Annotated in this window: 15 protein-coding genes and 1 pseudogene; 10 read left to right on the top strand and 6 right to left on the bottom strand. The window is 69.1% G+C overall.

The window, feature by feature from the left end; genetic code table 11:
* The gene (locus tag VIG79_RS15155; protein WP_331887144.1) at positions 1 to 1,296 is read right to left on the bottom strand and encodes a cation:proton antiporter; all 1,296 of its coding nucleotides are present in this window, start codon (positions 1,294 to 1,296) and stop codon (positions 1 to 3) included.
* Between the two features lie 127 nt (positions 1,297 to 1,423).
* Positions 1,424 to 2,413, bottom strand: a complete 990-nt coding sequence (locus VIG79_RS15150) for a YihY/virulence factor BrkB family protein (protein WP_331887142.1) — start codon at positions 2,411 to 2,413, stop codon at positions 1,424 to 1,426.
* A 137-nt stretch (positions 2,414 to 2,550) separates the two neighbouring features.
* On the opposite strand from VIG79_RS15150, the gene VIG79_RS15145 reads away from it, so the two are divergent.
* Positions 2,551 to 4,068 carry an ATP-binding protein gene (locus tag VIG79_RS15145; protein WP_331887140.1) on the top strand — a complete coding sequence of 506 codons (1,518 nt, stop codon included), beginning with the start codon at positions 2,551 to 2,553 and terminating at the stop codon, positions 4,066 to 4,068.
* A gap of 48 nt (positions 4,069 to 4,116) precedes the next feature.
* On the opposite strand, the gene VIG79_RS15140 is transcribed toward VIG79_RS15145, so the two are convergent.
* Positions 4,117 to 5,850, bottom strand: coding sequence for an alpha/beta hydrolase (locus VIG79_RS15140; protein WP_331887138.1), 1,734 nt, complete (start codon positions 5,848 to 5,850; stop codon positions 4,117 to 4,119).
* A 1,485-nt stretch (positions 5,851 to 7,335) separates the two neighbouring features.
* On the opposite strand from VIG79_RS15140, the gene VIG79_RS15135 reads away from it, so the two are divergent.
* Positions 7,336 to 7,668: a hypothetical protein gene (locus VIG79_RS15135; RefSeq protein ID WP_331887136.1), complete on the top strand. Its 333-nt coding sequence runs from the start codon at positions 7,336 to 7,338 to the stop codon at positions 7,666 to 7,668.
* Between the two features lie 305 nt (positions 7,669 to 7,973).
* Complete coding sequence (locus tag VIG79_RS15130; RefSeq protein WP_331887134.1) at positions 7,974 to 8,120, top strand: hypothetical protein; 147 nt, start codon at positions 7,974 to 7,976, stop codon at positions 8,118 to 8,120.
* Positions 8,121 to 8,295: 175 nt separating this feature from the next.
* Here VIG79_RS15130 and VIG79_RS19875 read toward each other — a convergent pair.
* The 3 genes and pseudogenes from VIG79_RS19875 to VIG79_RS15115 all read right to left on the bottom strand — a co-directional run.
* Positions 8,296 to 8,499, bottom strand: a pseudogene (locus VIG79_RS19875) (DUF899 family protein); the annotation flags it as partial.
* A gap of 176 nt (positions 8,500 to 8,675) precedes the next feature.
* On the bottom strand, positions 8,676 to 9,323 hold the full coding sequence (locus tag VIG79_RS15120; protein ID WP_331887130.1) for a GAP family protein: 648 nt from the start codon (positions 9,321 to 9,323) through the stop codon (positions 8,676 to 8,678).
* Between the two features lie 762 nt (positions 9,324 to 10,085).
* A complete protein-coding gene (locus tag VIG79_RS15115) occupies positions 10,086 to 11,459 on the bottom strand; it encodes a hypothetical protein (protein ID WP_331887128.1) in 1,374 nt (457 codons plus the stop codon).
* Positions 11,460 to 12,321: 862 nt separating this feature from the next.
* Here VIG79_RS15115 and VIG79_RS15110 point away from each other — a divergent pair.
* The 7 genes from VIG79_RS15110 to VIG79_RS15080 all read left to right on the top strand — a co-directional run.
* Positions 12,322 to 12,780: a DUF6325 family protein gene (locus VIG79_RS15110; RefSeq protein ID WP_331887126.1), complete on the top strand. Its 459-nt coding sequence runs from the start codon at positions 12,322 to 12,324 to the stop codon at positions 12,778 to 12,780.
* 1 nt (position 12,781) lies between these two features.
* Complete coding sequence (locus tag VIG79_RS15105) at positions 12,782 to 12,931, top strand: hypothetical protein (RefSeq protein WP_331887124.1); 150 nt, start codon at positions 12,782 to 12,784, stop codon at positions 12,929 to 12,931.
* A 715-nt stretch (positions 12,932 to 13,646) separates the two neighbouring features.
* On the top strand, positions 13,647 to 14,672 hold the full coding sequence (locus VIG79_RS15100) for a 3-oxoacyl-ACP synthase III (protein WP_331887122.1): 1,026 nt from the start codon (positions 13,647 to 13,649) through the stop codon (positions 14,670 to 14,672).
* Between the two features lie 68 nt (positions 14,673 to 14,740).
* Positions 14,741 to 17,242, top strand: coding sequence for an alpha/beta fold hydrolase (locus tag VIG79_RS15095; RefSeq protein ID WP_331887120.1), 2,502 nt, complete (start codon positions 14,741 to 14,743; stop codon positions 17,240 to 17,242).
* Positions 17,239 to 18,279, top strand: coding sequence for an NAD-dependent epimerase/dehydratase family protein (locus tag VIG79_RS15090; protein WP_331887118.1), 1,041 nt, complete (start codon positions 17,239 to 17,241; stop codon positions 18,277 to 18,279). Before VIG79_RS15095 ends, VIG79_RS15090 begins: the two co-directional genes overlap by 4 nt.
* A gap of 251 nt (positions 18,280 to 18,530) precedes the next feature.
* Positions 18,531 to 18,857, top strand: coding sequence for a family 1 glycosylhydrolase (locus tag VIG79_RS15085; RefSeq protein WP_331887116.1), 327 nt, complete (start codon positions 18,531 to 18,533; stop codon positions 18,855 to 18,857).
* A gap of 2 nt (positions 18,858 to 18,859) precedes the next feature.
* Positions 18,860 to 21,097 (top strand): glycoside hydrolase family 3 C-terminal domain-containing protein (locus VIG79_RS15080; protein ID WP_331887114.1); only part of this gene is annotated, 2,238 nt, incomplete at its 3' end.

Here is a 21,097-nt window from a genome sequence, read left to right as displayed (position 1 = left end):
TCAGCTCGTTTCACCCGCATCGGTGGCGCCCACTCGCTCAGCACGATGCCGCGGCCCACGGACCTTGGTGTTCTCGGTCATCGTCGGGTGGCTCTTGGACTGGCCGGCGAACCACGACGCATACGCGTGGGCCAGCGGGTACGCGGACAACCCGTGGGCGAAGACGGACAGCCCGACCGTGACACTGACGACGGTCTGCAGGAGAACCGACTCCGCGAGGGAGCTCTCGTCGACGACCAGCAGGACGAACACGATCGAGGCAAGGCCCCGAGGCCCGAACCAGCCGAGAAAGGCCACGGTGGTCAGACGCATTCTCATCCCGATCATGCCCAGTGCGACCGGAACCATACGGACCACGGTCAGGCTGAGCACGGCGTAGGCGACGACCGTCCAGTCGAGCCGACCCAGCGCGGGGCCGAGAAGCACAGCGCCGAACATCAGGAAGGTCAGCGCGTTGAGCAGCTGGCCGGACTGCTCGGCGAATCCGGTGGACGACTCGGCATCCCCCTTGCCGACGGCGCCGAAGGCGATCCCGGCGACGAACGCGGCGATGAAGCCGCTACCGCCGAGTGCGGCCGCCAGGGTGTAGGCGAGGATCGCGGTCGCGACCGGGACGATCTGCTGCCAGCTCGGTGTGGCCCAGCCCCGGGCGACGGCACGGCGGAGGATCCAGGCTCCGAGGACACCCGCGACGACTCCCCCAACGGCGCCGAAGCCGATCTCCTCGAGGAGTATGCGTACCGGCCCCGTGTGCGCGGCGTCCTCCTCGGCCACCGCGAGGGTGAGGAAGATGATGAGCAGCGGCACGCATACGCCGTCGTTGAGGCCGCTCTCGACGTTGAGACCCTGCCGGATCCTTGACGGCAGCTTTCGGTTGCTGATGACCGGAAGTCCGAGGGCGGCGTCAGTGGGAGCCAGGATCGTCGCCAGGGCCGCGGCGGTCCACACGTTGAGGTCGGGGAAGACCAGCAGGCCGACGAGTGTTCCGGCCACGATCGTCAACGGCAGCCCGATGCCCAGAAGCCGTAGAGGTACCGCTGCCTCGTGCCGAAGTCGGGGAAGCTTCACCCGGACCGCGTCGGTGAACAGGACGACGGCGAGGGTCACCTCGGCCAGGAGGAGTACCACGGTGTTGGCCGGGCCGACGTCGATCACGTCGAGCGCCCAGCTGCCGAGGAGCAACCCCGCGACCACGAACACCATCGCCTCGGTGACCACCGAGGTCTGCAGGCGCGCCGACACCGCGCCGTACCCGATCAGGAGCACGGCGACGATGGGCAGCAACCAGCCGCTCACGCTCACTCCTTCGCAGGTCGATGAACTGGCGGGTCAACCGTCGCCGACATTACGACCGGCGGCGTCATACAGCGGGGACGAGGTGAACCAGGCGGGTCGTGGTCGCCGGCCGCCCATCGAGACGATGTCATGGGTCGCCGTGACCGCTTTCCGGGTCAGGGCGGTCGAACCGCACCTCGATCCGCTCGACGGGAATCCGCTCCTGCACGGTCGCCAGCCAGGTGAGTGCGATGACGTCGGCCGGTGTCGGCCTCGACATGACCATCGCGCGAGGCCACAGGCCTCGGTGCCGAACGACGGCGACCTCCGCGGCGTACAGGAGCGCCTGGCTGACGAGGTACAGCAGCGTGAAGATCCCCGCCACCGTCGCGAAGCTCCCGTACACCGGGCCCGACCTCGCCACGAGCGGAGCGAGCAACCGCGCGCCGAGCCCGAGAACGAGGGTCACGACGATCGCGCCAGTTGCTGCGGGCAACACGCTTGTCCGCAGGGGAACCGGTCTGGCCACCAACAGTGCGGCCGCGGTAACGAGGACGAGGAACACCACCAGCGCCGTGGCGAGGCTGGCCCCGAGGCGCTGCAGCTCGTCGGGCAGGGCTCCGGAGGCCACGGTCAGCGCCGCGATACCCAACCCGCCGACCAGCACGACGATCACCATCAGCACGACCCTCGTGTAACGCGCGACCACGGAGAACCGAGAGCGCCGTGGCACCCCCGCCACCTGGTTGAGCGTCTCGTAGGCGGAGAACACCACACCCGTCCCGGAGAACAGGAGGCCCACGATGCCGAGGGCGAGCGGCAGTCCCGAGGAGGGCATCGCCGCCAGTGCCGTGTTCACCGTGCTCTGAAGGGCTTCAGGGAGCAGCGCTGCCACCATTTCCTCTCGCAACGTGGGCCGATTCACCAGCACGGCGGACAACAGCGACGCCGCGACCAACAGGATCGGAAAAACGCTGAGGAACCCGTAGTAGGTGATCAGGGCGGCGTGGCGCCATCCACCGTCGTCGCCGTACTTCCTGATGACGGCGAAGGGGAAGCCGAGCACCCCATGGCGTCGCTGCAGAGCATCCACCCAGGCCAGCAGGCCTTCCTGCGGCCGATTCGGCAGGCTGGGCATGTCGGCGCCTCCTCGTCCGGCCGGATTCCGCCAACGGTAGCGGCGCCCATGGCGCGGTGATCATCCCCCAGGGGTGACGTCTGTCCTCGACCTTCTGGCCATGATGAGGACCTCGCCGACCCAGAACGGGGTGCCCCATGTCCGATGGTCCGACCGTCGCCGCAGTCGAGACTCCCCCACTCGAGGCTCTGATCGACTCGTTCCGCACCAGCCGAGACACGCTCGAGCGAAGCATCCTGCCGTACGCCACCTCGGTCGACGGCCGCACCTTCGAGTTCCAGTCCTCACTCCACGGGTTGACGCTGCAGACCGGCGGCTACGTCGTCCTCGACGACGGCCGTCAGTCCCGGTTCGGACAGGTGCTCGACCTGACGGCCACCACCGAGCGTGCGTCCGTCGCCAACGTGCCGGGGCTCTCGTCGGAAGTGGTGATCCGACTGGCCTACGGCCACGGCATCGTCCTGTCCGCCGACACCGGGCCTTTCCACCAGGCGCACGTGCGGCCGGCATCCGGCGAGGAGGCGACCGCCTGGTTCGCGGAGCAGCGCCCGGCGCGCGCGGCCCTCGAGATCGGCACGATGCTGTTGGCGCCTGACGTACCGGCGACACTGGACGCGGGTGGCTTCAACCGGCACACCTTCATGTGCGGTCAGTCGGGCTCCGGCAAGACCTACTCGCTCGGCCTGGTGCTCGAGCAGCTGCTGCTTCACACCGACCTACGTCTGGTCATCCTCGACCCGAACTCGGACTATGTCCGCCTCGGTGACGCCAAGGGCGACCCGACGGGTCAGTCCGAAGCCGCCTATGGTGCCGCGGCATCGGGCGTCCAGGTCTGGGGCCGGGAGACCGAGCATCCGCTCCGCCTGATGCTGCCTGATCTCGACCACGCCGCGCAGGCCGCGGTGCTCGGCCTGGACCCGCTCGCCGACCGCGAAGAGTATGCAGCACTGTCGATGCTCGTCAGCGGCCGTCGGGAGGGCACACCGGTCCTCGGAGGTCTCGACGACCTGCTCAAGGCGGAGCAGCCCGGGGCGCGCGACTTGGGGCTGCGGGCGAACAACCTGGGCGTGCTCGACTGGTCCGTCTGGAGCCGGGGACAGGGGCGTTCGGTCACCGATGCCGTGCTGGACGACGACATCCGCTGCCTCGTGGTCGATCTGGGGTCGTTGGACACCCCGCAGGAACAGCGCGTCATCGCGCAGGCCACGTTGTCCGCGTTGTGGCGCCACCGGCACCGCCGTCAACCCGTGCTCGTCGTGATCGACGAGGCGCACAACGTCTGCCCGCGCGAGCCGGCGGACCCGATGACCCGGCTCGCCGCGGACACGGCAGCACTCATCGCCGCCGAGGGTCGCAAGTTCGGGCTCTACCTCCTCGTGTCCACGCAGCGGCCACAGAAGGTGAACGAGGAGGTCCTCACGCAGTGCGACAACCTGCTGCTGATGCGGATGAACTCAGAGGCGGACCTGGGCTACCTGCGTGAGGTCTTCTCCTTCGTGCCTGGCGGCATGGTCTATCGCGCCACCAGCTTCCGGCAGGGAGAGAGCCTCGCCGGCGGCAAGTTCTTCCCCCATGCGGGCTTCGTCCGGTTCGGGGCGCGGCAGTCGCACGAGGGCGGCGCCGACATCCCGACGGACTGGGCCGGCCTGCGCTGAGGTCGTGGCGCTGGTTCCGCAGGGGCGAGAACCAGTGCACGCGTCCGGTCAGTCATCGCCCTTCGCGATGACCTGCTTGAGGCTGTCCAGCGTCGCGGGGGTGACCCCGGCCGGCTGCATCACGGCATTCCACCCGTCGACCTGTTCGGTCGTGTACTTGTGGCCGTGTCCTCCGGGGACGCCCGTCGAGAACGGCAGGTCCGCGGTGACCTGCCAGAACGTCACGAACGGCATCCAGACCATGCCCTCGAGGACGTCCTGGCCCGGGGCGTCGCCGATCCAGTCCGGTTCGCTGAAGATCAGGTGCGGGCTCCACCACACGATGGGGTCCGACGGGTGCATCAGATAGAGCACCCTGGAGCCGTTCCACGGTTGACCCTGCGGTGGGATGGCGGAGGCGGGATCGCTCGCGAAGCGGACCGTACGGCCGTCCTTGTAGACCGGCTGGATCTCCGGGCTTCCCGCGTCGCGGTTGTCGCTGAACTCGCGGAACAAGGTGTTGAAGTTCGGTGGTCCGGCGAACAGGGTCCCAGTGGTGCGGTTGCGCAGGTCGGCCTCACCGCTGAAGGCCGTCTCGCCGCCGAACGACCCCAGGCTCTCGCCGGCGACATACAGCTTCGGGCGCTGGTCCTGGGGCAGCCGTGACCACCGGTCGTAGACCACGTCGAACAGGGTCCGGCCGGCCTCCCGGGCCTTCGACTGGTCGACCAGGTAAGAGATCCACGAGGGCAGGTACGAGTACTGGATGGCGACGGCCGCGGAGTCGCCACCGCTGAGGTACTCGAAGCTGTCGATCATGGCCGGGTCCACCCAGCCGCTGCCCGTGGTGGTGAACACGACCAGGTTGGCTCGCTGGAATCCCCCGGCGCGCTCCAGGTCGTCGACGGCCTTGGTGGCTCGTTCCTCGGTGTCAGCGGCCGTGCTCAGGCCGGCGTATGCCCGAATGGGCTCCTTCGCCGGGGCGTGGACGATGCCCTCGATGTCCGCGGCGGTGGGCCCCTTGCCGGTGAACTTGCGGCCCTGACGGCCCAGCGAGTCCCACGGGACGACGGAGCCGGGTCCGCCTGACCGCAGGCTGCTGGCGGGCTGGTTCACGCCCTCCTCGGTCATGGTGTCGCGCACCGAGAAGGTCTTGTCGGCGGCGCTCACCAGGCCGTCGAGGAGCACTCCCGTGATGACCAGGAAGGTGAGGACGACGACGAGGATCCAGCCGAGGGCGGTGGCGGCGCGCCGACCGATGAGGCGGTCGAGCCTCCTCACCGTCCAGCGGTACAGCCCACGGAGCCCCCGCCCGACGAGGATCAGCAGAGCGAAGAAGGCCGCAGCGATGAGGGGTGAGGCGATGGCGAGCGGAACGCTGTACTCGGTGATGTCCATCAACGATCGGATCTGGCTCTGCCAGTACTGACCGAGCGCGAAAAACCCCGCGAAGAGGACGATGGCGCTGATGACGAAGACCCGCCAGGCCCCGGGCCGTGGCGGCCGAGGCCCCCGGTCGGCGAAGGCGCGCCAGATCGACGCAAAGAGCACACCGAGGCCGTATCCAATGGCAGCGGTGACGCCGGTGACGATGCCCTGGATGAGGCCGTCGCGCGGCAGTAGCGATGGGGTGAACGACAGACAGGCGAACGCCAGTGCGCCCCAGCATCCTGGGATGGTCGCGTGAAGCTGCCGGCGGACCCTCCCCGGCTCGTCGCCGGAGGTTCTCGTGGGGTCCGCCACCGTGGTTGTCGGGGGAAGAACCGCCGGGGAAGACTGGTCCGGTCGGGTCGCACTCGTCATGCCGTCTCCTCTGCGCCCTCGACAGTGGCACATCGCCAGGATCGCCGGTGCACACCAACGCCTCGACTGGATGGTGTGTCTGTGCCAGCCGCCCGGACCGCCCGTCGCCAGCCCAGCTCGCGCGAGCCGACCTGCGTCGATACGGACTCAGTCGTCACGCATGGCCGATGGCGCGGTCGCCTCAATCCCAACCTGGCCTCGCCGGGTCAGGGCGTTGCCATGGCATGGCCGTATCCCTCGCCAGGGGCGACCGGGCCGGTGCTGTGCTGCAGGCTTGGTGCACGTGGCTGGTGCAGAACCACACTCCCATCACACCGGTGCCCTCCTCCTGGTCCTCGGCGCCAGAACGCTTGATGACGCAATCTCCGTTCTGGACCCCATGTGCACTCGCGCGGCTGGCACCCACCCCGTTCTCGGATGCGGCGCGGCCCTCCCCAGGAAACCCCGACATTCCATAGGGCGGCTCACCTGGCACGGGTGAGGCGAGTCGGGGTTGTGGCTCAGTGAGGGGCGGCGTGGACCACGGACCGCTGGGGTCGGCCGGCGGACGACATGGAGGTGCCGTGGTGGCGACTTTGAGCGGTGCTCTGGCCGCGCGTTCTGGCGCCTTCTGTTCGGGCGGCTGTTCTTCATCCCGCTGCTCGGCATAGCGGTCGACGTCTGCCGCGGTCAGGGGTTCGGCGGGATGGAACCCCCCCGGAACCGGTCGCAGCGCGGTTCTCGGCGGTACCGCTTGACGGTCCTTGTTGGGTGAGGTCGACGTGGTGGTGGCGCGGGCACCGGGGATTGGCCTTGGCGGGCGTCATGAGGCCATGTGCGCGCATGGGCCAACGCCGGGGGCGTGCCCGACACGGTGGACCGCCACGACCCATCTGGTTGGTCATCGAGGGTGATCGCGGCCGAGACGCTTCGCTGACGCGGTGACCCGACGGTTGCGAGCGGTCGGGTGAGGGTACGAGGGACCCTGGACGACATCCTCTGCCGTCTCGCACCTCGAAGGTGACCCGCAACGGGATCTCGCCTGCAACGCTTCAACGACGCCGAGGTTGGGAGGAATAGATGCCGGCGCGAGTCCAGTACCAGATGCACGTAATGGGGAGAGTCGGTCCCGCCGCGTGCGGGGTCTTCGCTGAGTTCGGCGTACGCGTCGAGCCCACCCCGACCGTGCTGTCGGGAGCCATGGATCAGGCAGCGCTCCACGGTCTTCTCGCTCGCGTCCGAGGTCTTGGCCTGGAGCTGGTCGATCTGCATCGGGTCAGTCCGCCCAGGATCCCGCCGAATCCATGATCGTTTTCACCGGCCATTGACGCGATCACGCCTGTGGCAACGTCTGACCGCGGATCTGATTGACACTCGGGTTGTGGTGGTTCAGGCCGCGTGGGCGCGTTGGCGGCGCTGGAGGCGATCCTCCCAACGATCCGAGCAGCTGGTGTCCCTCGAGTCCGTGGACGAAGCGTCGCGATCGCCATGTCGATTCTCGGTCGCATGGACGACGCAGCCGGCGACGACGTCGTCTCCGCCGCGGCGGGTCAGAAGCGCGCAGCCGAAAAGTCCAGGTCGCGCCAGGAGCTCGAGAAGAGCGAATCCATCCTGCGTGGCCAGCTGACGAAAACGGAGAAGGCGCTCAAGAAGGCGAAGAATCGGGCTGATCGCTGGCGGAACGAAGCACAGTCACAGAAGCGATCGGCCCTGCGGGCCCGAGCCCGGCTCGAGAAGCTCAAGCAGAAACGCCACGCGGCAGGGCCCACACGGAACCGATGCAAGTTGGCGATCCAGGGGAAGGGTCTGCACCGGGTCGACCGCGGGTCGAGCCAGTGAGCGTCGAGAGCGTCATGAGGCCGAACGAAACGTGGAGCGTCGCGCAGCTACGCGCTGAGCCTCGTACCCGAGGACTGACCGGGATGTCGAACAAGACGAAAGCCCAGCTCCTCACAGCCCTGTCCTGAGCCGTGGACCACGGGCTGATGTCGTCGAAGTCGCCCACTGGATCTGGCGATAGTCGGGCCGGGAACCGGGGCCGGCGCGCCCGGCTGAACCCTCGGGTTGGTGCTCGGAGCGTGAGGGCCGGCTATGGAGGGACGTCGTCAGTTGCGGGCTGACGGTACCGGCTCGTCGAACTCATCGTGGCGACGCATCCAGAACGAGATCGGCTCCTGCGCCCAGCCTTCCGGCACGTCCTCGCCCTCGGCCTGGCCGCCTACGGAGGCAGCCCGACGAGGCTGGTGACGCTGCCGATGTGGCTGACCATCGTGCCGTTCTGCAACAAGTAGATGCGATCGACGTCATCCCCCTCGCAGAAACACGTTGACCCAGTCGGTGGCTCCGAAGTCCGCCGTGAAGAAGTCGGATCTGATCGTGGACCAGGGCAGGTCGGTCCAGCCCATCCTCGTCGTACGCCTTCAACCGCGGTTGCGGTCTGGGGAGGACCTTCCCGAACGTGATGTCGCGAGCGTGCAGCAGGTTCAGGTCGGCCACGCCCTCGGCCCACGACGACGAACAGCCGACGCACCCGGCATCAGGCCAGCCGCTGACTCCTTCTTCGAAGAAGAACCGGTACAGGATCAGCTGGCGGCGGCCGGCGAACACGTCGGCCAACGACACGTCGCCCTGCGGCCCGGCGAAGAGGTACTCGCGCTCGACACGCGTCATCGGCATGCGTGTGCGAGCAGCCGCGAGCCGGTCGAGCTCCGCAGCAACGGCTTCCACCTGCTCCCCTCATCGAGGCCAGCGCGTGACCCCACTCGCCGGCTGTGACGACTGCCGGTGTCGCCACGGTCATGCCTTCACCCTACGAGCGCGGAGGGCACGGGGCACGAGCCGCGCTGCTACGACCTCCCCATAGCCACCAACACCAGGCCGATCATCATCATCACCGACGCCGTGACCTTCAGCCCGCTCCGGGACAACCACTCACGCCAGGTCATCAGTCGCGGCTCCATGGAGTGTGGTGAAACGAGCGTGAACACAATCGGTACGGCCACCGTCGAAGCGGACAGGGCTACGTACACCGCGAGGGCGAGCGCGCTTCTGTCCGATGTCGCCGACTCAGCACCAAGTGCCAGTCCCGCTGCGACGCCGAGCAGCATCGCCTTGGGCCGCAGTCCCATCAGGATCGCAATCCCGAAGGAGGCACCCGGCCCGTACGACCCGAGGCGCTCCAACCGCCCTCCCAATGTCGGCGCCCGGTTCTGCGACCGGCGCCAGGTGAGGATCGCACCGATGACCAGTGCGGCACCCAGGACGATCTCCGTGGTGGCCGCAAGCTGCGAACGCTCCCGTCGAGAGAGGGGCATCGCCAGGATGCCTGCTGCCGCGGCCAACGGGACCACGCCAAGGGCCAGCACCCAACCAGCCAGGAAGGGAAGGCTCGATCTTCGTCGCTGCGGCGACAGCAGAATGACGATCGTGGCCGTGATGGGGACCGAGCTGAGCGCCATCGCGATGGCAATGGCCAGCAGACTGCCCGTACCCATCAACTGATCTCCAATTAGCTGAGCATGTCACCGGCGATGTCGATCGCAGGCGAAAGGCCAAGGATGGACCCCTTCCACACCGGTCTCGGTGACCCCAGTTCCTGTGTGGTGTTCCCGCCCGTCATTCGTCGACAACGCATCCTCGCCCGAACGTGAAGGCCTGGCCTGCACCACGAGGAACAGGAAACCGCGCCGGGGCCGGAGTCGTTGGAAGGTACCTCATGCCGCCGGCGGGCCTCTTGTGCATCGTCCGCGCGCGGTTGAGGGGGGCTCGGGACGGCAATATGTGCACCCGGTTGACGTCCAGGCGAACGCCAGGGCTCCGGTGCAACAGGTGCGTGCGCAGCCCGCCGATCCCGCAGGCTGTTGCCCCCGCCGTGCTCGCCGTCATCGGAGCGGCCGTGCTGATCGCGGCACTCGCCCTGCCTCGCGACTCGACACCGACGCCGGCCAGGGTCACCCCGACGGCCCGACCGGCCGAGCACCAGCCGCGGGACCAGGCGTCCCTCCGGGTTTGACCGATGATCGACCTCGTGCTCACCATCGGCGGGCGCCAGTACCCTCGTTCATCGAGGTCCAGGCGCCATCCTCGCGGCTGCCCTGACCTCGGGGGCAGCGCACACTGTCGCCGAGCTGCGGGACGCCGGTGCGTCGGGCGAACCCGGGACGAGGTACGAGTGTGCCTTCGCTTCCAGAACGAACAGCAGAGGCGCGGCGGCCCCAAACGGTAGCGTGCCGGCGCCGCGGCTGGTACGGCGTGGCTCAGGCGGTATGTCCGGTGTGGGATGGTCGGGACACGAGCAGCACGGCGAGGAGCAGCAGCAGCGCGGCCACCGTGGTCCAGATGATCACGGTGGCGGTCAGGGGTCGAACGACCAGCAGAACCGCGGCGGCGGCGACAGCGATGCCCATATGGATGACCGCGTCGTGGGAGCCGACCCACTCCCCCACAGCGCCCGTCGTGATTCCCCTCGCGTCGCCGGCGCGCCGGACCGCGGCTGCCGCGTCACTGACGGCCTGGCGAGAGGTGGTGGCGGGCCCTGAAGGGCCGACGAACCAGGCGGTCGCCGCGATGACGAGGCCGAGGATCAGCAGGGCAACCAGAGTGCCTTGGGCGAAGACGAGGGCCTGCTCGTAGATCGCGTCCGCGGCGCCGGTGGACAGGGTCCCCGGGGCGAGCGTATTGACGAAGACCAGGTGACCGACCGCTACCGCGGCCAGGCTGAGAGCCATGACGCCGGCCAGGCACAGGGCAGCGGTGATGAGGGTTCGGCGGCGGCCCCGTGCGGTGAGCACGCCGGCCGCGAAGAGACCAAGGACCAGGATGGGGAGCCAGGTGCCAACGAAGGTCGCCGTGGCATACGCGGCACGGATCTTGGGCACGGCGTCGGTCTGGGCGATGACGATTGACTTGTCGACCGCGGGAATGCGCTCCGCCAGGGTCAGGCCGCGTGCGACCAGCCGCTGCTTGACAGCGGCGATGATCGGTGCGAGCTGGATCGAGATCTGTCCCGACTCGTCGATGGTCAGCGCCCGGTTGGGGTCCTGAAGGGTGTCCCCGGCAATGACCTGAAGACCTGAGTGTGCCGACGTCAGCGCCTGACGCCACACCGCCTCGAAGGCGTCCGACTGCACGAACCCGTCCACCGTGCTCTGGATCAGCGAGTTCACCCCCTGCACGGCAGGCTCCTGCAGCAACTGGATCGCCGACTTGGCCCGCGGGGGCAGGTCCAGGCTCGCGATCCCGGTGAACAGGTCGTCGGCGATGGCGTTGATATCCACCACGTTGTTGATCTCCGCGACCACCCGGTCCGCCACGTACTGCTGGACCCGGGGGTCGCTGGCTAGCGGGCCGAACGTGTCGAGGAAGGCCTGCTCGTTGGTCAGCTGCAGGCGCGTCCAACCGGCTACCACTGCCACCGGGGACAGGATGGTCGCCGTAGCGATGAGCAGGACCGCCACCACGCTGCGCCAACGGCCCCGGGGCCGTCGGGTGGGCAGCGGCACCGTGTCCGTGACCGTGGTACCGGCCCCGGCGGCTCCAGCCGACGCGGCGCGCAGCCGCTCGTTCTCAGCCGCCAGCACTCGCACCTGCTCGGCCAGGTCGTCCCGAGTGGGCTCGGTCGGATCACTCACAGGGTTCCTCCGGACTGCGTCAGCAAGCGACTCCGCTCGTCGAACCGGGCTCGTACCATCAGTAGAGGATCTCCGGAACCTGGCACGACGCCATCCCCCAACGGAGATGAGCGGAGTCGACGGATGGCCGGGTTACGCCGCACGTCCACCGCCATCCGATCGCCGCTCCCGCGGAACAACCACCCCGCACGTCCCTTGTCGCCAGCACGTCGGCTGGTGGCGATATCAGACGTCGACGCGCGGCACGCTCGGGGTCACAACCGAGGTTCGGCCAGTGACTCCCGAGTCGCCGTTCCAGCTACCAACGGTACGTGCACGTGGCATACGACCGGGCGGACTGGTCCCGGCATCTGTGCACGTCCGACCGCCCGGCATCGCCCGGACGGTTCCCGGGCCGTTCGGCGTGCCACCGTCGTGGACGACGTGGCGCTCGACCGTGGTCGGATCAGGCACTCCTCCAGAGCGGGAACACATAAGAGGCCCCCCACGGCTCGGGTACCTCCGCCGGTGATGATCTCGCCGGACGACCTCGGGGAACCAACCGCTCGGTCCTTCCCGCAGTGGAACACCGTCGATCGCTGCCGGGCCGAGGTCTCCGGTGCCTGCTCCGTGTACGAGAGCGGCAGAACCGCTGGGACGATCACGACGGTCGCCCCTGAATCGGGGACGAGCTCGACCCGCAGGCCGACGACGGCCCTTGAGCCTTGCCGCCGTGGTGATGAGCAACAGCTCGCGGCTCGCTGCGTCAGGGTCCAGCCGACGTCTCATCTGGTTGAGGTGATGCCCGCTGGGGGCGCTAGGAGAACGATTCCCTGGTGTAGCGCGACCGCGTGCACGGCCACAACGTCAAGGAGTGATCCCGTTGACCACGGAGACAACACTGGAAGAGCTCGGCCCCGTCGACTACCTCGTCGTCGAGTTCCCGGCGGGCCAGCAGAACTTCACCGGTGAGGCCGCAGAGGAACTCGCCCGGCTCTCGGAGTCCGGTCTGATCCGAGTGCTGGACCTTCTCATTCTCACCAAGAACGAGGACGGCTCGGTCGATGCGCTCGAGATCGACGACATTCCGGCCGTGGACCAGATCCGTGCGCTCGAGGCCGACATCGCCGAGATCCTGGCCGCCGAGGACGTCGAACTGCTGGCCGAGGCCATGGAACCCGGAAGCGTGGCAGGGGTGCTCGTGTTCGAGAACCGCTGGGCCGCCCCGTTCGCCAGCGCCACCCGCCGCGCCGGCGGACAGCTGATCGCCAACGGCCGGATCCCCATCCAGGCCATCGCTGCATCCATCGAGGCCGAGCTGGCCTCGGAAGAAGGGAACTGACATGCCTCTCCGTCCCGCACGCGCAGCACGTCGCGGCGTGATCGGCGCCCCCGTGGCCCGCACCGCCGCCACCGTCGCCACCGCCGCGGTCGTCGTCCACGGCGTCCGCCGCCGCGGCGACCGACGCGAGGACCGGCGCGACCGCCGCTGACCCCGAGCCGCTCCGGGCGTTCCTTTAGACGCAGACCGTTGTGAGGCTCCATCAGCCTCCCGTCCATGACGCGCATGTCGGGATTCCTGAGGGACGACTACTCATCCCCCGGTCGCATCGTCTCCCGCGGCGTTGGCCTCTTCGTTGCCAAGGTCAGCACCAGTGCCTCCCCGGACCACGAAGGACCTGGCCGCAGCCCAGCGCTTCCGATGGATCGCGCGCCTCGTACCTGTGCGAGCGGTTCCCCTCCAACGTCGACCTGCAGCCGGTGTCTGGTCCCTCACGCGAGGATGAGCGCGACGAGCTGAGCCGGAGGAGCGTCCCACTGGGGCGGCGAGGTCGTCGATGGTGGCGCCTTGACGTCGAAGGGGAGCCCGTCAATCCATTCCCCCACGACATCGCGGTGAGCGTCGTCGGGAAGCTCACCAGGCTGAGGGCGTTCGACCGGACGAGCCCTTGGGGACCATCGGCGAGCTAGAGCCGGCCACCCTGCCCGGGTACACCGGTGAAACGTCCCGACCGCAACCGCTGCCGGGACTAGTGACTGCGCACTGAACCCCGGGTCGGTTCACAGGCTGTACGCAGCCAGCTGGGGAGTTGGCGAATGTCGCGGCGCCCGGGGTTGAATGGGATCGAGGTTCAGGCCGCACAACGCGGGGAATGGATTATGACAACGTGGGCCCCACCCCAAGCCCGCCTGACGACTGGATTATCCATGAGTGGCAACACGATACGTCGGTTCACGAACACGACCGTGCTCGCGGTGTGCGCCATCGAGGCGCCGGACGTCGTGACGTCGGCCGAGTTCGACGAGCGCCTGGCCGGAACGTATGCCCGGGTGCGGATGCGACCTGGTCTCCTTGAGCGTCTGGTGGGGATCAGGGAGCGCCGCTGGTGGCCGGCGGGTTTCTCGTTCGTCGACGGCGCGGTCGCGGCGGGGGCGAAGGCGCTCAGTGAATGCGGTATCGACGCCTCGGACATCGGGTTGATGCTGAACACCTCGGTGAGTCGGCAGTTCCTGGAGCCGTCCACGGCCGTTGCCGTCCACCACGCGCTAGGGCTGCCGACGTCCTGCCAGAACTTCGACATCACCAACGCCTGCCTCGGGTTCGTCAACGGCATGGAGCTCGGCGCGGTGATGATCGACTCGGGTGCCCTCGACTACGTACTCGTCGTGGACGGGGAGGACAGCCGGGCCATCCACGAGGCCACCCTGTCCCGGCTCAGCGGCTCAGGCACCACCTCCGCCGACGTGATGTCCGAATTCGCTGCGCTGACGCTGGGATCCGGCGCCGTGGCGATGGTCCTCGGCCGGGCGGACCGGCATCCTGAAGGGCATCGGCTGGTGGGTGCGGTGTCCCGGGCGGGCACCGAGCATCACCTGCTCTGCGTCGGTGACAACGACATGATGCGGACCGACCTCAAGGGGCTCCTCGACGCGGGACTGCAGCTGTCCGAGGACCTGTGGAACGAGGCGTCCGCCGACTTCGGCTGGAACGAGGGAATCAGCCATTATGTGATCCACCAGATCTCCCAGGTGCACACGGACGCGCTGTGCGACCGCCTGGGGATCGACCCGGGGCGTGTGCCGCGGACCTTCCCGACCTTCGGGAACATCGGTCCCGCATCGGTGCCGTTCACGCTGGCCTGCGAGGTGGACCGGATCGACGACGGCGACCGGGTTCTCCTGATGGGGATCGGATCGGGGCTGAACGCCTCCGTCCTCGAACTCGTCTGGTGACGGCCGAGATACCGGCTCGCCTCCCGCCACTCGGACTGCCCGGGCTGGACCCGGAATGGTCGCGCCTGGTGAGTGTCCCGGACTCCGCCGGTCCTGAGGACGCCACCCATACGTGGCACGTTCTCGACAACGCGGTCGTCGACCCCCTGGGAACCCTGCTGTGTGTGCACGGGAACCCCACCTGGTCGTACCTGTGGAGAGGCCTGTTGGCGGACCCGCCAGCGGGGTGGCGCGTGATCGCTCCCGACCATCTGGGGATGGGCTGGTCCGAGCGGACCGGCCAGCCACGCACCGTGGCGCAGCGGGTCACGGACCTCGGGGACCTCACCACCGCGCTGCGAGTGAGTGGACCAGTGGTGACGGTCGGGCATGACTGGGGTGGTTCGATCTCGCTGGGATGGGCGCTGGCGCACCGCGACCAGCTCACCGGTGTGGTCCTGACCAACACCGCCGTGGCGCTGGCCGACAAGGACCACGGCCCGGCCCTGATCCGGCTCGCCCATGTCCCGCTGCTGCGGGCATGGTCGTGCGTGCGGACCGAGACCTTCGTCCGTGGGGCCGGGCTTCTCTCCCGGCCGGCACTCTCGGCGGACGTGCGCCGTGCCCTCGCCAGTCCTTACCGGACCGCGAGACGGCGGCAGGCGGTCGCCGAGTTCGTCGCGGACATCCCCTTCACTACGGACCATCCGTCTTCCGCGACCGTCGCCGGGATCGCTGAGGGCATCCGCGCCGTCAACGTGCCCGCGCTGTTCCTGTGGGGACCGCGCGACCCGGTCTTCGGGGAGCGCTACCTGGCTGACCTCCGCGACCGGCTGCCGCAAGCCCAGTTGCACCGGTACGAAGGCGCATCGCACTTGGTCACCGAGGACGCGCCGCAGTACGCCTCGGCCGTAGGACGCTGGGTCACCGACCTCAACCCGCCGAACGCATCGCCCGAACCGACGCCGGAGAGATCGAGCGAGGCGGGGAGCCGGGGCCTGTTCGCCGCGTTGGCGCAGCGGTCCGCCGACGACACCGCGGCCATCATCGAGGTCGACGGTGCCACGGTGAGCTGGCGACAGCTGGTCGCCGACGTCCACGACCTGGCGGCTGGCCTGTCCGCGGACGGCATGCGCCCCGGGGACCGGGTCGCCGTTCTGGTGCCCCCGTCGGCGGATCTGACGTTGGCGGTCTACGCCGTGTGGCGCGCCGGCGGCGTGGTCGTCGTGGCGGACAAGGGACTGGGGCTGCGGGGTATGCGTCGCGCCCTCCGCAGCGCGTCGGTACAGCACGTGGTGGGCAGCGCCCAGGGGCTGCTGGCCGCCCGAGCGATGGGGCTACCCGGGTCGCGAGTCCTGGTCGGTGACCTGCCCCGCGTGGGTGTCGCATCGCTGTCGGCCCGCTCGGTCGGGCAGCTGATGCAGGTCGGGCGGACCTCACCGCGGGCGCGGCTGCCGGCAGCCGACGCGGACTGCGCCGTGGTCTTCACCTCGGGCGCGACCGGGCCGGCAAAGGGGGTCGTCTACCGGCACCACCAGCTGGCCGCACAGCTCGAGCTACTCCGGTCCACATACGCGATCGGTCCCCAGGATCGCCTGGTCGCCGCCTTTGCTCCGTTCGCCCTGCTGGGCCCGGCCCTGGGTGTCGCCACCGTGGTCCCGAACATCGACGTGACGGCACCGCATACCCTCACCGCGGCGCTGCTCGCCGAGGCGGTCCAGGCCGCAGCCGGGACCGTGGTGTTCGCCGCACCGGCCGCCCTGCGTCGAGTCGCCTCGACGTCGTCACGGCTGTCCGCTGATCAACGAGACGTCCTGGCCTCCGTGCGTCTCCTGGTCTCCGCCGGGGCCCCAGTACCGGCTCCCTTGCTGCGTCGGGTGCTGGCCATCCTGCCCAATGCGTCCGCGCATACGCCGTATGGAATGACCGAAGCCCTTCCGGTCTCCGACATCTCGCTGGCTGAGATCGAGCAGGCCGGGCCAGGCAACGGCGTCTGTGTCGGGCTCCCCCTGGCCGGCGTCACGTTGGCCATCAGCCCGCTGTCCAGGGAGGGCCGCGCGGACGGTGCACTCACCACCAACGCGTGGGCGACGGGTGAGATCTGCGTCCAGGCCCTGCACGTCAAAGACCGCTACGACTCCTTGTGGGCGACCCAGCGCGACACCGGCCGTAACCCTGGATGGCACCGCACCGGGGACGTCGGCCACCTTGACGACGCGGGCCGGCTCTGGGTCGAAGGCCGCCTGGTCCACGTGGTGACCACGGCCGACGGCCCGGTCACCACCGTCGGTATCGAGCAGCGCATCGAGTCCCTCGACGCCGTCGCATCGGCCGCGGTCGTGGGGGTGGGGCCACCGGGCGCTCAGGTGATCGTCGTGGTCATCGTGCCCACCGCGCGACAGCGAGCGACGCGCCGGCTGGCAGCCTTCGCGCTGACCGACCACGTTCGCGACGTGGCGGGCGCGGAGGTCGCCGCCGTCCTATGCCGAACACACCTCCCGGTCGACATCAGGCACGCGTCGAAGATCGATCGCCTCGCTGTCGCCCGGTGGGCCGAGCGAGTGCTGGCCGGGTCAAGGTTGGTGCGGTGAGGGTCCTCGTCACCGGCGCGACAAGTCTGCTCGGCCGCGTCACCGCCGAGCGGCTCATCGCACGCGGCGACGAGGTCACCGTGATGCAGCGCCGACCGTCAGGGCTCGGGTGCCGCGAGGTCCTCGGCGACATCGCCGACCTCGCCGTGGTGAACCGGGCAGCCGCCGGACAGGACGTGGCGGTCCACCTGGCCGCCAAGGTCGATGTCGTCGGACCCTGGAGCGCGTATATGGAGACCAACGTCAGCGGAACGCGTCACGTACTGGCCGCCTGTCGGGGCGCCGGCGTCGGGCGGCTCGTCCACGTCTCCTCACCCTCCGTCGCTCACAGCGGGTCCGCTCTGGTGGGGGCGGGCGCCGGTCCTGCCGATCCCGAACGCGCTCGCGGGAGATATGCGCGGTCCAAGGCGATCGCGGAGCTCGAGGCGCTGGCTGCGGACTCACCCGGGCTGGCCGTCCTCGCTGTCCGTCCGCACCTCGTCTGGGGACCCGGAGACACCCAGCTGGTCGGCCGGATCGTCGAACGCGCCACCACCGGCAGGTTGCCGGTCATCGGGTCGGGCGCCGCCCTCATCGACTCGACCTATATCGACAACGCCGCGACGGCTCTGGTCGCAGCCGTCGACCGCTGCGGCCGGGTCCACGGCGAAGCACTCGTCGTCAGCAACGGCGAACCCCGGCCGGCCAGCGAGCTCATCGCGCGGATCTGCCGGGCCGCCGGCGTCCCGCAGCCGCGCCGGAAAGTGCCTCTTGCGCTCGCATGGCTCGCCGGCGCCGCCGTCGAGACCGTGTGGGCGTCAACGGGTCGGCAGAGCACGCCGCCGATCACGCGGTTCGTTGCCGAACAGCTGGCGACATCCCACTGGTTCGACCAGCGCCGCACCCGCAGCCTTCTGGCCTGGCGGCCAGAGGTGTCACTGGACCAAGGATTCACGCGACTGAGTGCGTGGTATGACAGCTCAGCGGCTGCACGGGAGTCACGTCCACCCGTCCACCGGACCTCGCCCGCAGGAGGCGCCGGGACCCCCGCTGAATAGGAGGATTTTCAACCGCAACATCAGTGGTCCGCGATCGGTGGCCTACAGGGTCTTAGCCGGGTCAGCGCGGTTGGGCAGACCGCGGGTCTGCTGCGTCCGTTCTTGTTCGGTCAACTCCGCCCAACCACCCTGGCCCGGACCCGACGACGTCGACGTCGTCCTCGAGACCGGACACCGCACCCAGATGGGCTGGCTCGTCGACCCCGCCGGCCTCACCGAGCTCCTCGTCCGCACCAGCAAGGACTACCCTGATGGTTACCGAGAACGGCGCCGCCTACCCCGACGTCATCTCCCCCGACGGACACATCCACGACGTGGAGCGCACCGAGTACATCCGACGCCACCTGACCGCCGTCCGCGACGCCATCGACGTCGGCGCCGACGTCCGCGGCTACCTCCTATGGTCCCTCCTCGACAACTTCGAATGGGCCTGGGGCTACGAACGCCGCTTCGGCATGATCCACGTCGACTACCCCACCCAACGCCGCACCACCAAAGACTCCGCCCACTTCTACGCCAACGTCATCAACGCCAACACACAGTCGCAACCATCACTTTCGAGCCAGAGGGGCCTCTGACCATGACCCTGGACATCGACACGCTGCTGACCCAGCTGACCGTCGAGGAGAAGGCGTCGCTGACCAGCGGATCCGCGTTCTGGTACACCGCACCGATCGCCCGACTCGGCATCCCCAAGATCATGGTGTCCGACGGCCCCCATGGACTGCGAGCCCAACCCGGGGACGGGGACCACGTCGGGCTTGCTGGGTCGCTGCCGGCGACGTGCTTCCCGACCGCGTCGGCGATCGCGTCGAGCTGGAACCCGGAACTGCTGCGCCGGGTCGGGGTGGCGTTGGGACGAGAGGCGCGAGCCTGCAACCTGTCCGTCATTCTCGGCCCGGGGATCAACATGAAGCGCTCGCCGCTGTGCGGGCGGAACTTCGAGTACCTCTCCGAGGACCCCTACCTGGCCGGCGAGCTCGCCGTGGGCATCATCGACGGAATCCAGTCCCAGGGCGTCGGCACGTCGGTCAAGCACTACGCGGCGAACAACCAGGAGGCCGACCGGCTCCGCGTGGACGCGCAGGTCGACGAACGAGCCCTGCGGGAGATCTACTTTCCGGCCTTCGAGCGGGTGGTCAAGGCGGCGCAGCCGTGGACGGTGATGTGCTCATACAACAGGGTCAACGGTGTGTCCTCGTCCGAGAACACCTGGCTCCTGACCACCGTCCTGCGCGAGGAGTGGGGCTTCCGGGGGGTAGTCGTCTCCGACTGGGGAGCCGTGTACCACCGGGTACCCGCACTGCTCGCCGGGCTGGACCTGGAGATGCCGCCGGCGTTGGGGCGAAGTCCTGAGTCGGTCGTCGCCGCCGTGAAGTCCGGGGAGGTGCCCGTCGACGTCCTCGACACCCGGGTCCGGGCGATGCTGGAGCTGGTCGCCAAGGGCATGCCCGTGCTGGAGATCGACGAGTCGTTCGACCAGGAGGTTCAGGACGAGCACCACGCGCTGGCCCGCGAGGCCGCCGCCGAGTCGGTGGTGCTGCTGGCCAACGATGGCACACTCCCACTGGCCCCCGGCGCCAGCATCGCCGTTGTCGGCGAGTTTGCCCGCACTCCGCGGTTCCAGGGTGCCGGGTCCTCGCAGGTCAACCCGACCCGCGTCGACACGATCCTGGACGAGCTCACCTCGGTGTACGGAGACATCCCCTTCGCCGCGGGCTTCGGGATCGGCGACACCGCTGACGACGAGACTCTGCTCGCCGAGGCCGTCAATGCCGCCACCTCCGCCGACACCGTCGTCATGGTGATCGGGCTGCCCGGTGCCGACGAGTCCGAGGGCTTCGACCGCACCCACATGAACCTGCCCGCCAACCAGCTGACGGCCCTCAAATCGGTGGCCGGCGCCAACCCCAACGTCGTCGTCGTCCTCGTGAACGGATCCACGGTCGTCCTCGGCGACGTCCGTCCCTACGCGGTGGCGTTGGTCGAAGCCTGGCTCGGCGGTCAGGCTGCCGGGGCCGCGATCGTCGACGTCCTCACCGGCCGGGTCAACCCGTCCGGACGGCTGGCCGAGAGCATCCCGCACCGGCTCGAGGACAACTCCTCCTACCTGAACTTCCCCGGTGACTCCCAGGTCGTCCGGTACGGCGAGGGTCTCTACATCGGGTACCGCGGGTACGACAAGACCAGTACGGACGTGGCGTTCCCGTTCGGGTTCGGCCTGTCGTACACGACGTTCGAGCTGTCCGACCTGACCGTCGCGACGTCGGGTTCGGTCGTTGACGGGAGTCTCGCGGCCACCGTGTCCGTCACCGTGGCCAACACCGGCTCCGTGGCGGGATCCGAGGTCGTTCAGGTCTACGTCCGCGACGACGAGTCGACCGTCGGACGGCCCGTTCGAGAGCTGAAGGGCTTCGCCAAGGTTCGTGTGAGTCCCGGCGGGTCGGAGAAGGTCACCATCGAGCTCGACCAACGAGCTTTCTCGTACTGGTCGGTCCCCCACCGCTCTTGGGTCGTCGAGCCGGGAGCGTTCACCATCGAGGTGGGAAGGAGCTCGCGGGACCTGCCCTTGGCGCGGACGGTCACGGTCGACGGCCCGTCCGTGTCGCCACCGCTGACCAAGGACTCCACCCTGCACGAGTGGATGGCCGATCCCGTCGGCCGTCAGCTCCTCGCTGAGGCCGTCGCCGCGGGCCAGCCGGCCGCCGTGATGGACGCCGAGCTCTTGAGCGTGGTTGGCACCATGCCGATGAGCACGCTCGCCAACTTCGGCGGAATGAGCCTCGACCACCAGGCATTGGACCAGGTTTCCGCCGCA

It is taken from the genome of Lapillicoccus sp. (assembly GCF_036559105.1).
Classification (GTDB): domain Bacteria; phylum Actinomycetota; class Actinomycetes; order Actinomycetales; family Dermatophilaceae; genus Lapillicoccus.
This window is presented reverse-complemented; position numbering and strand designations above follow the sequence as displayed.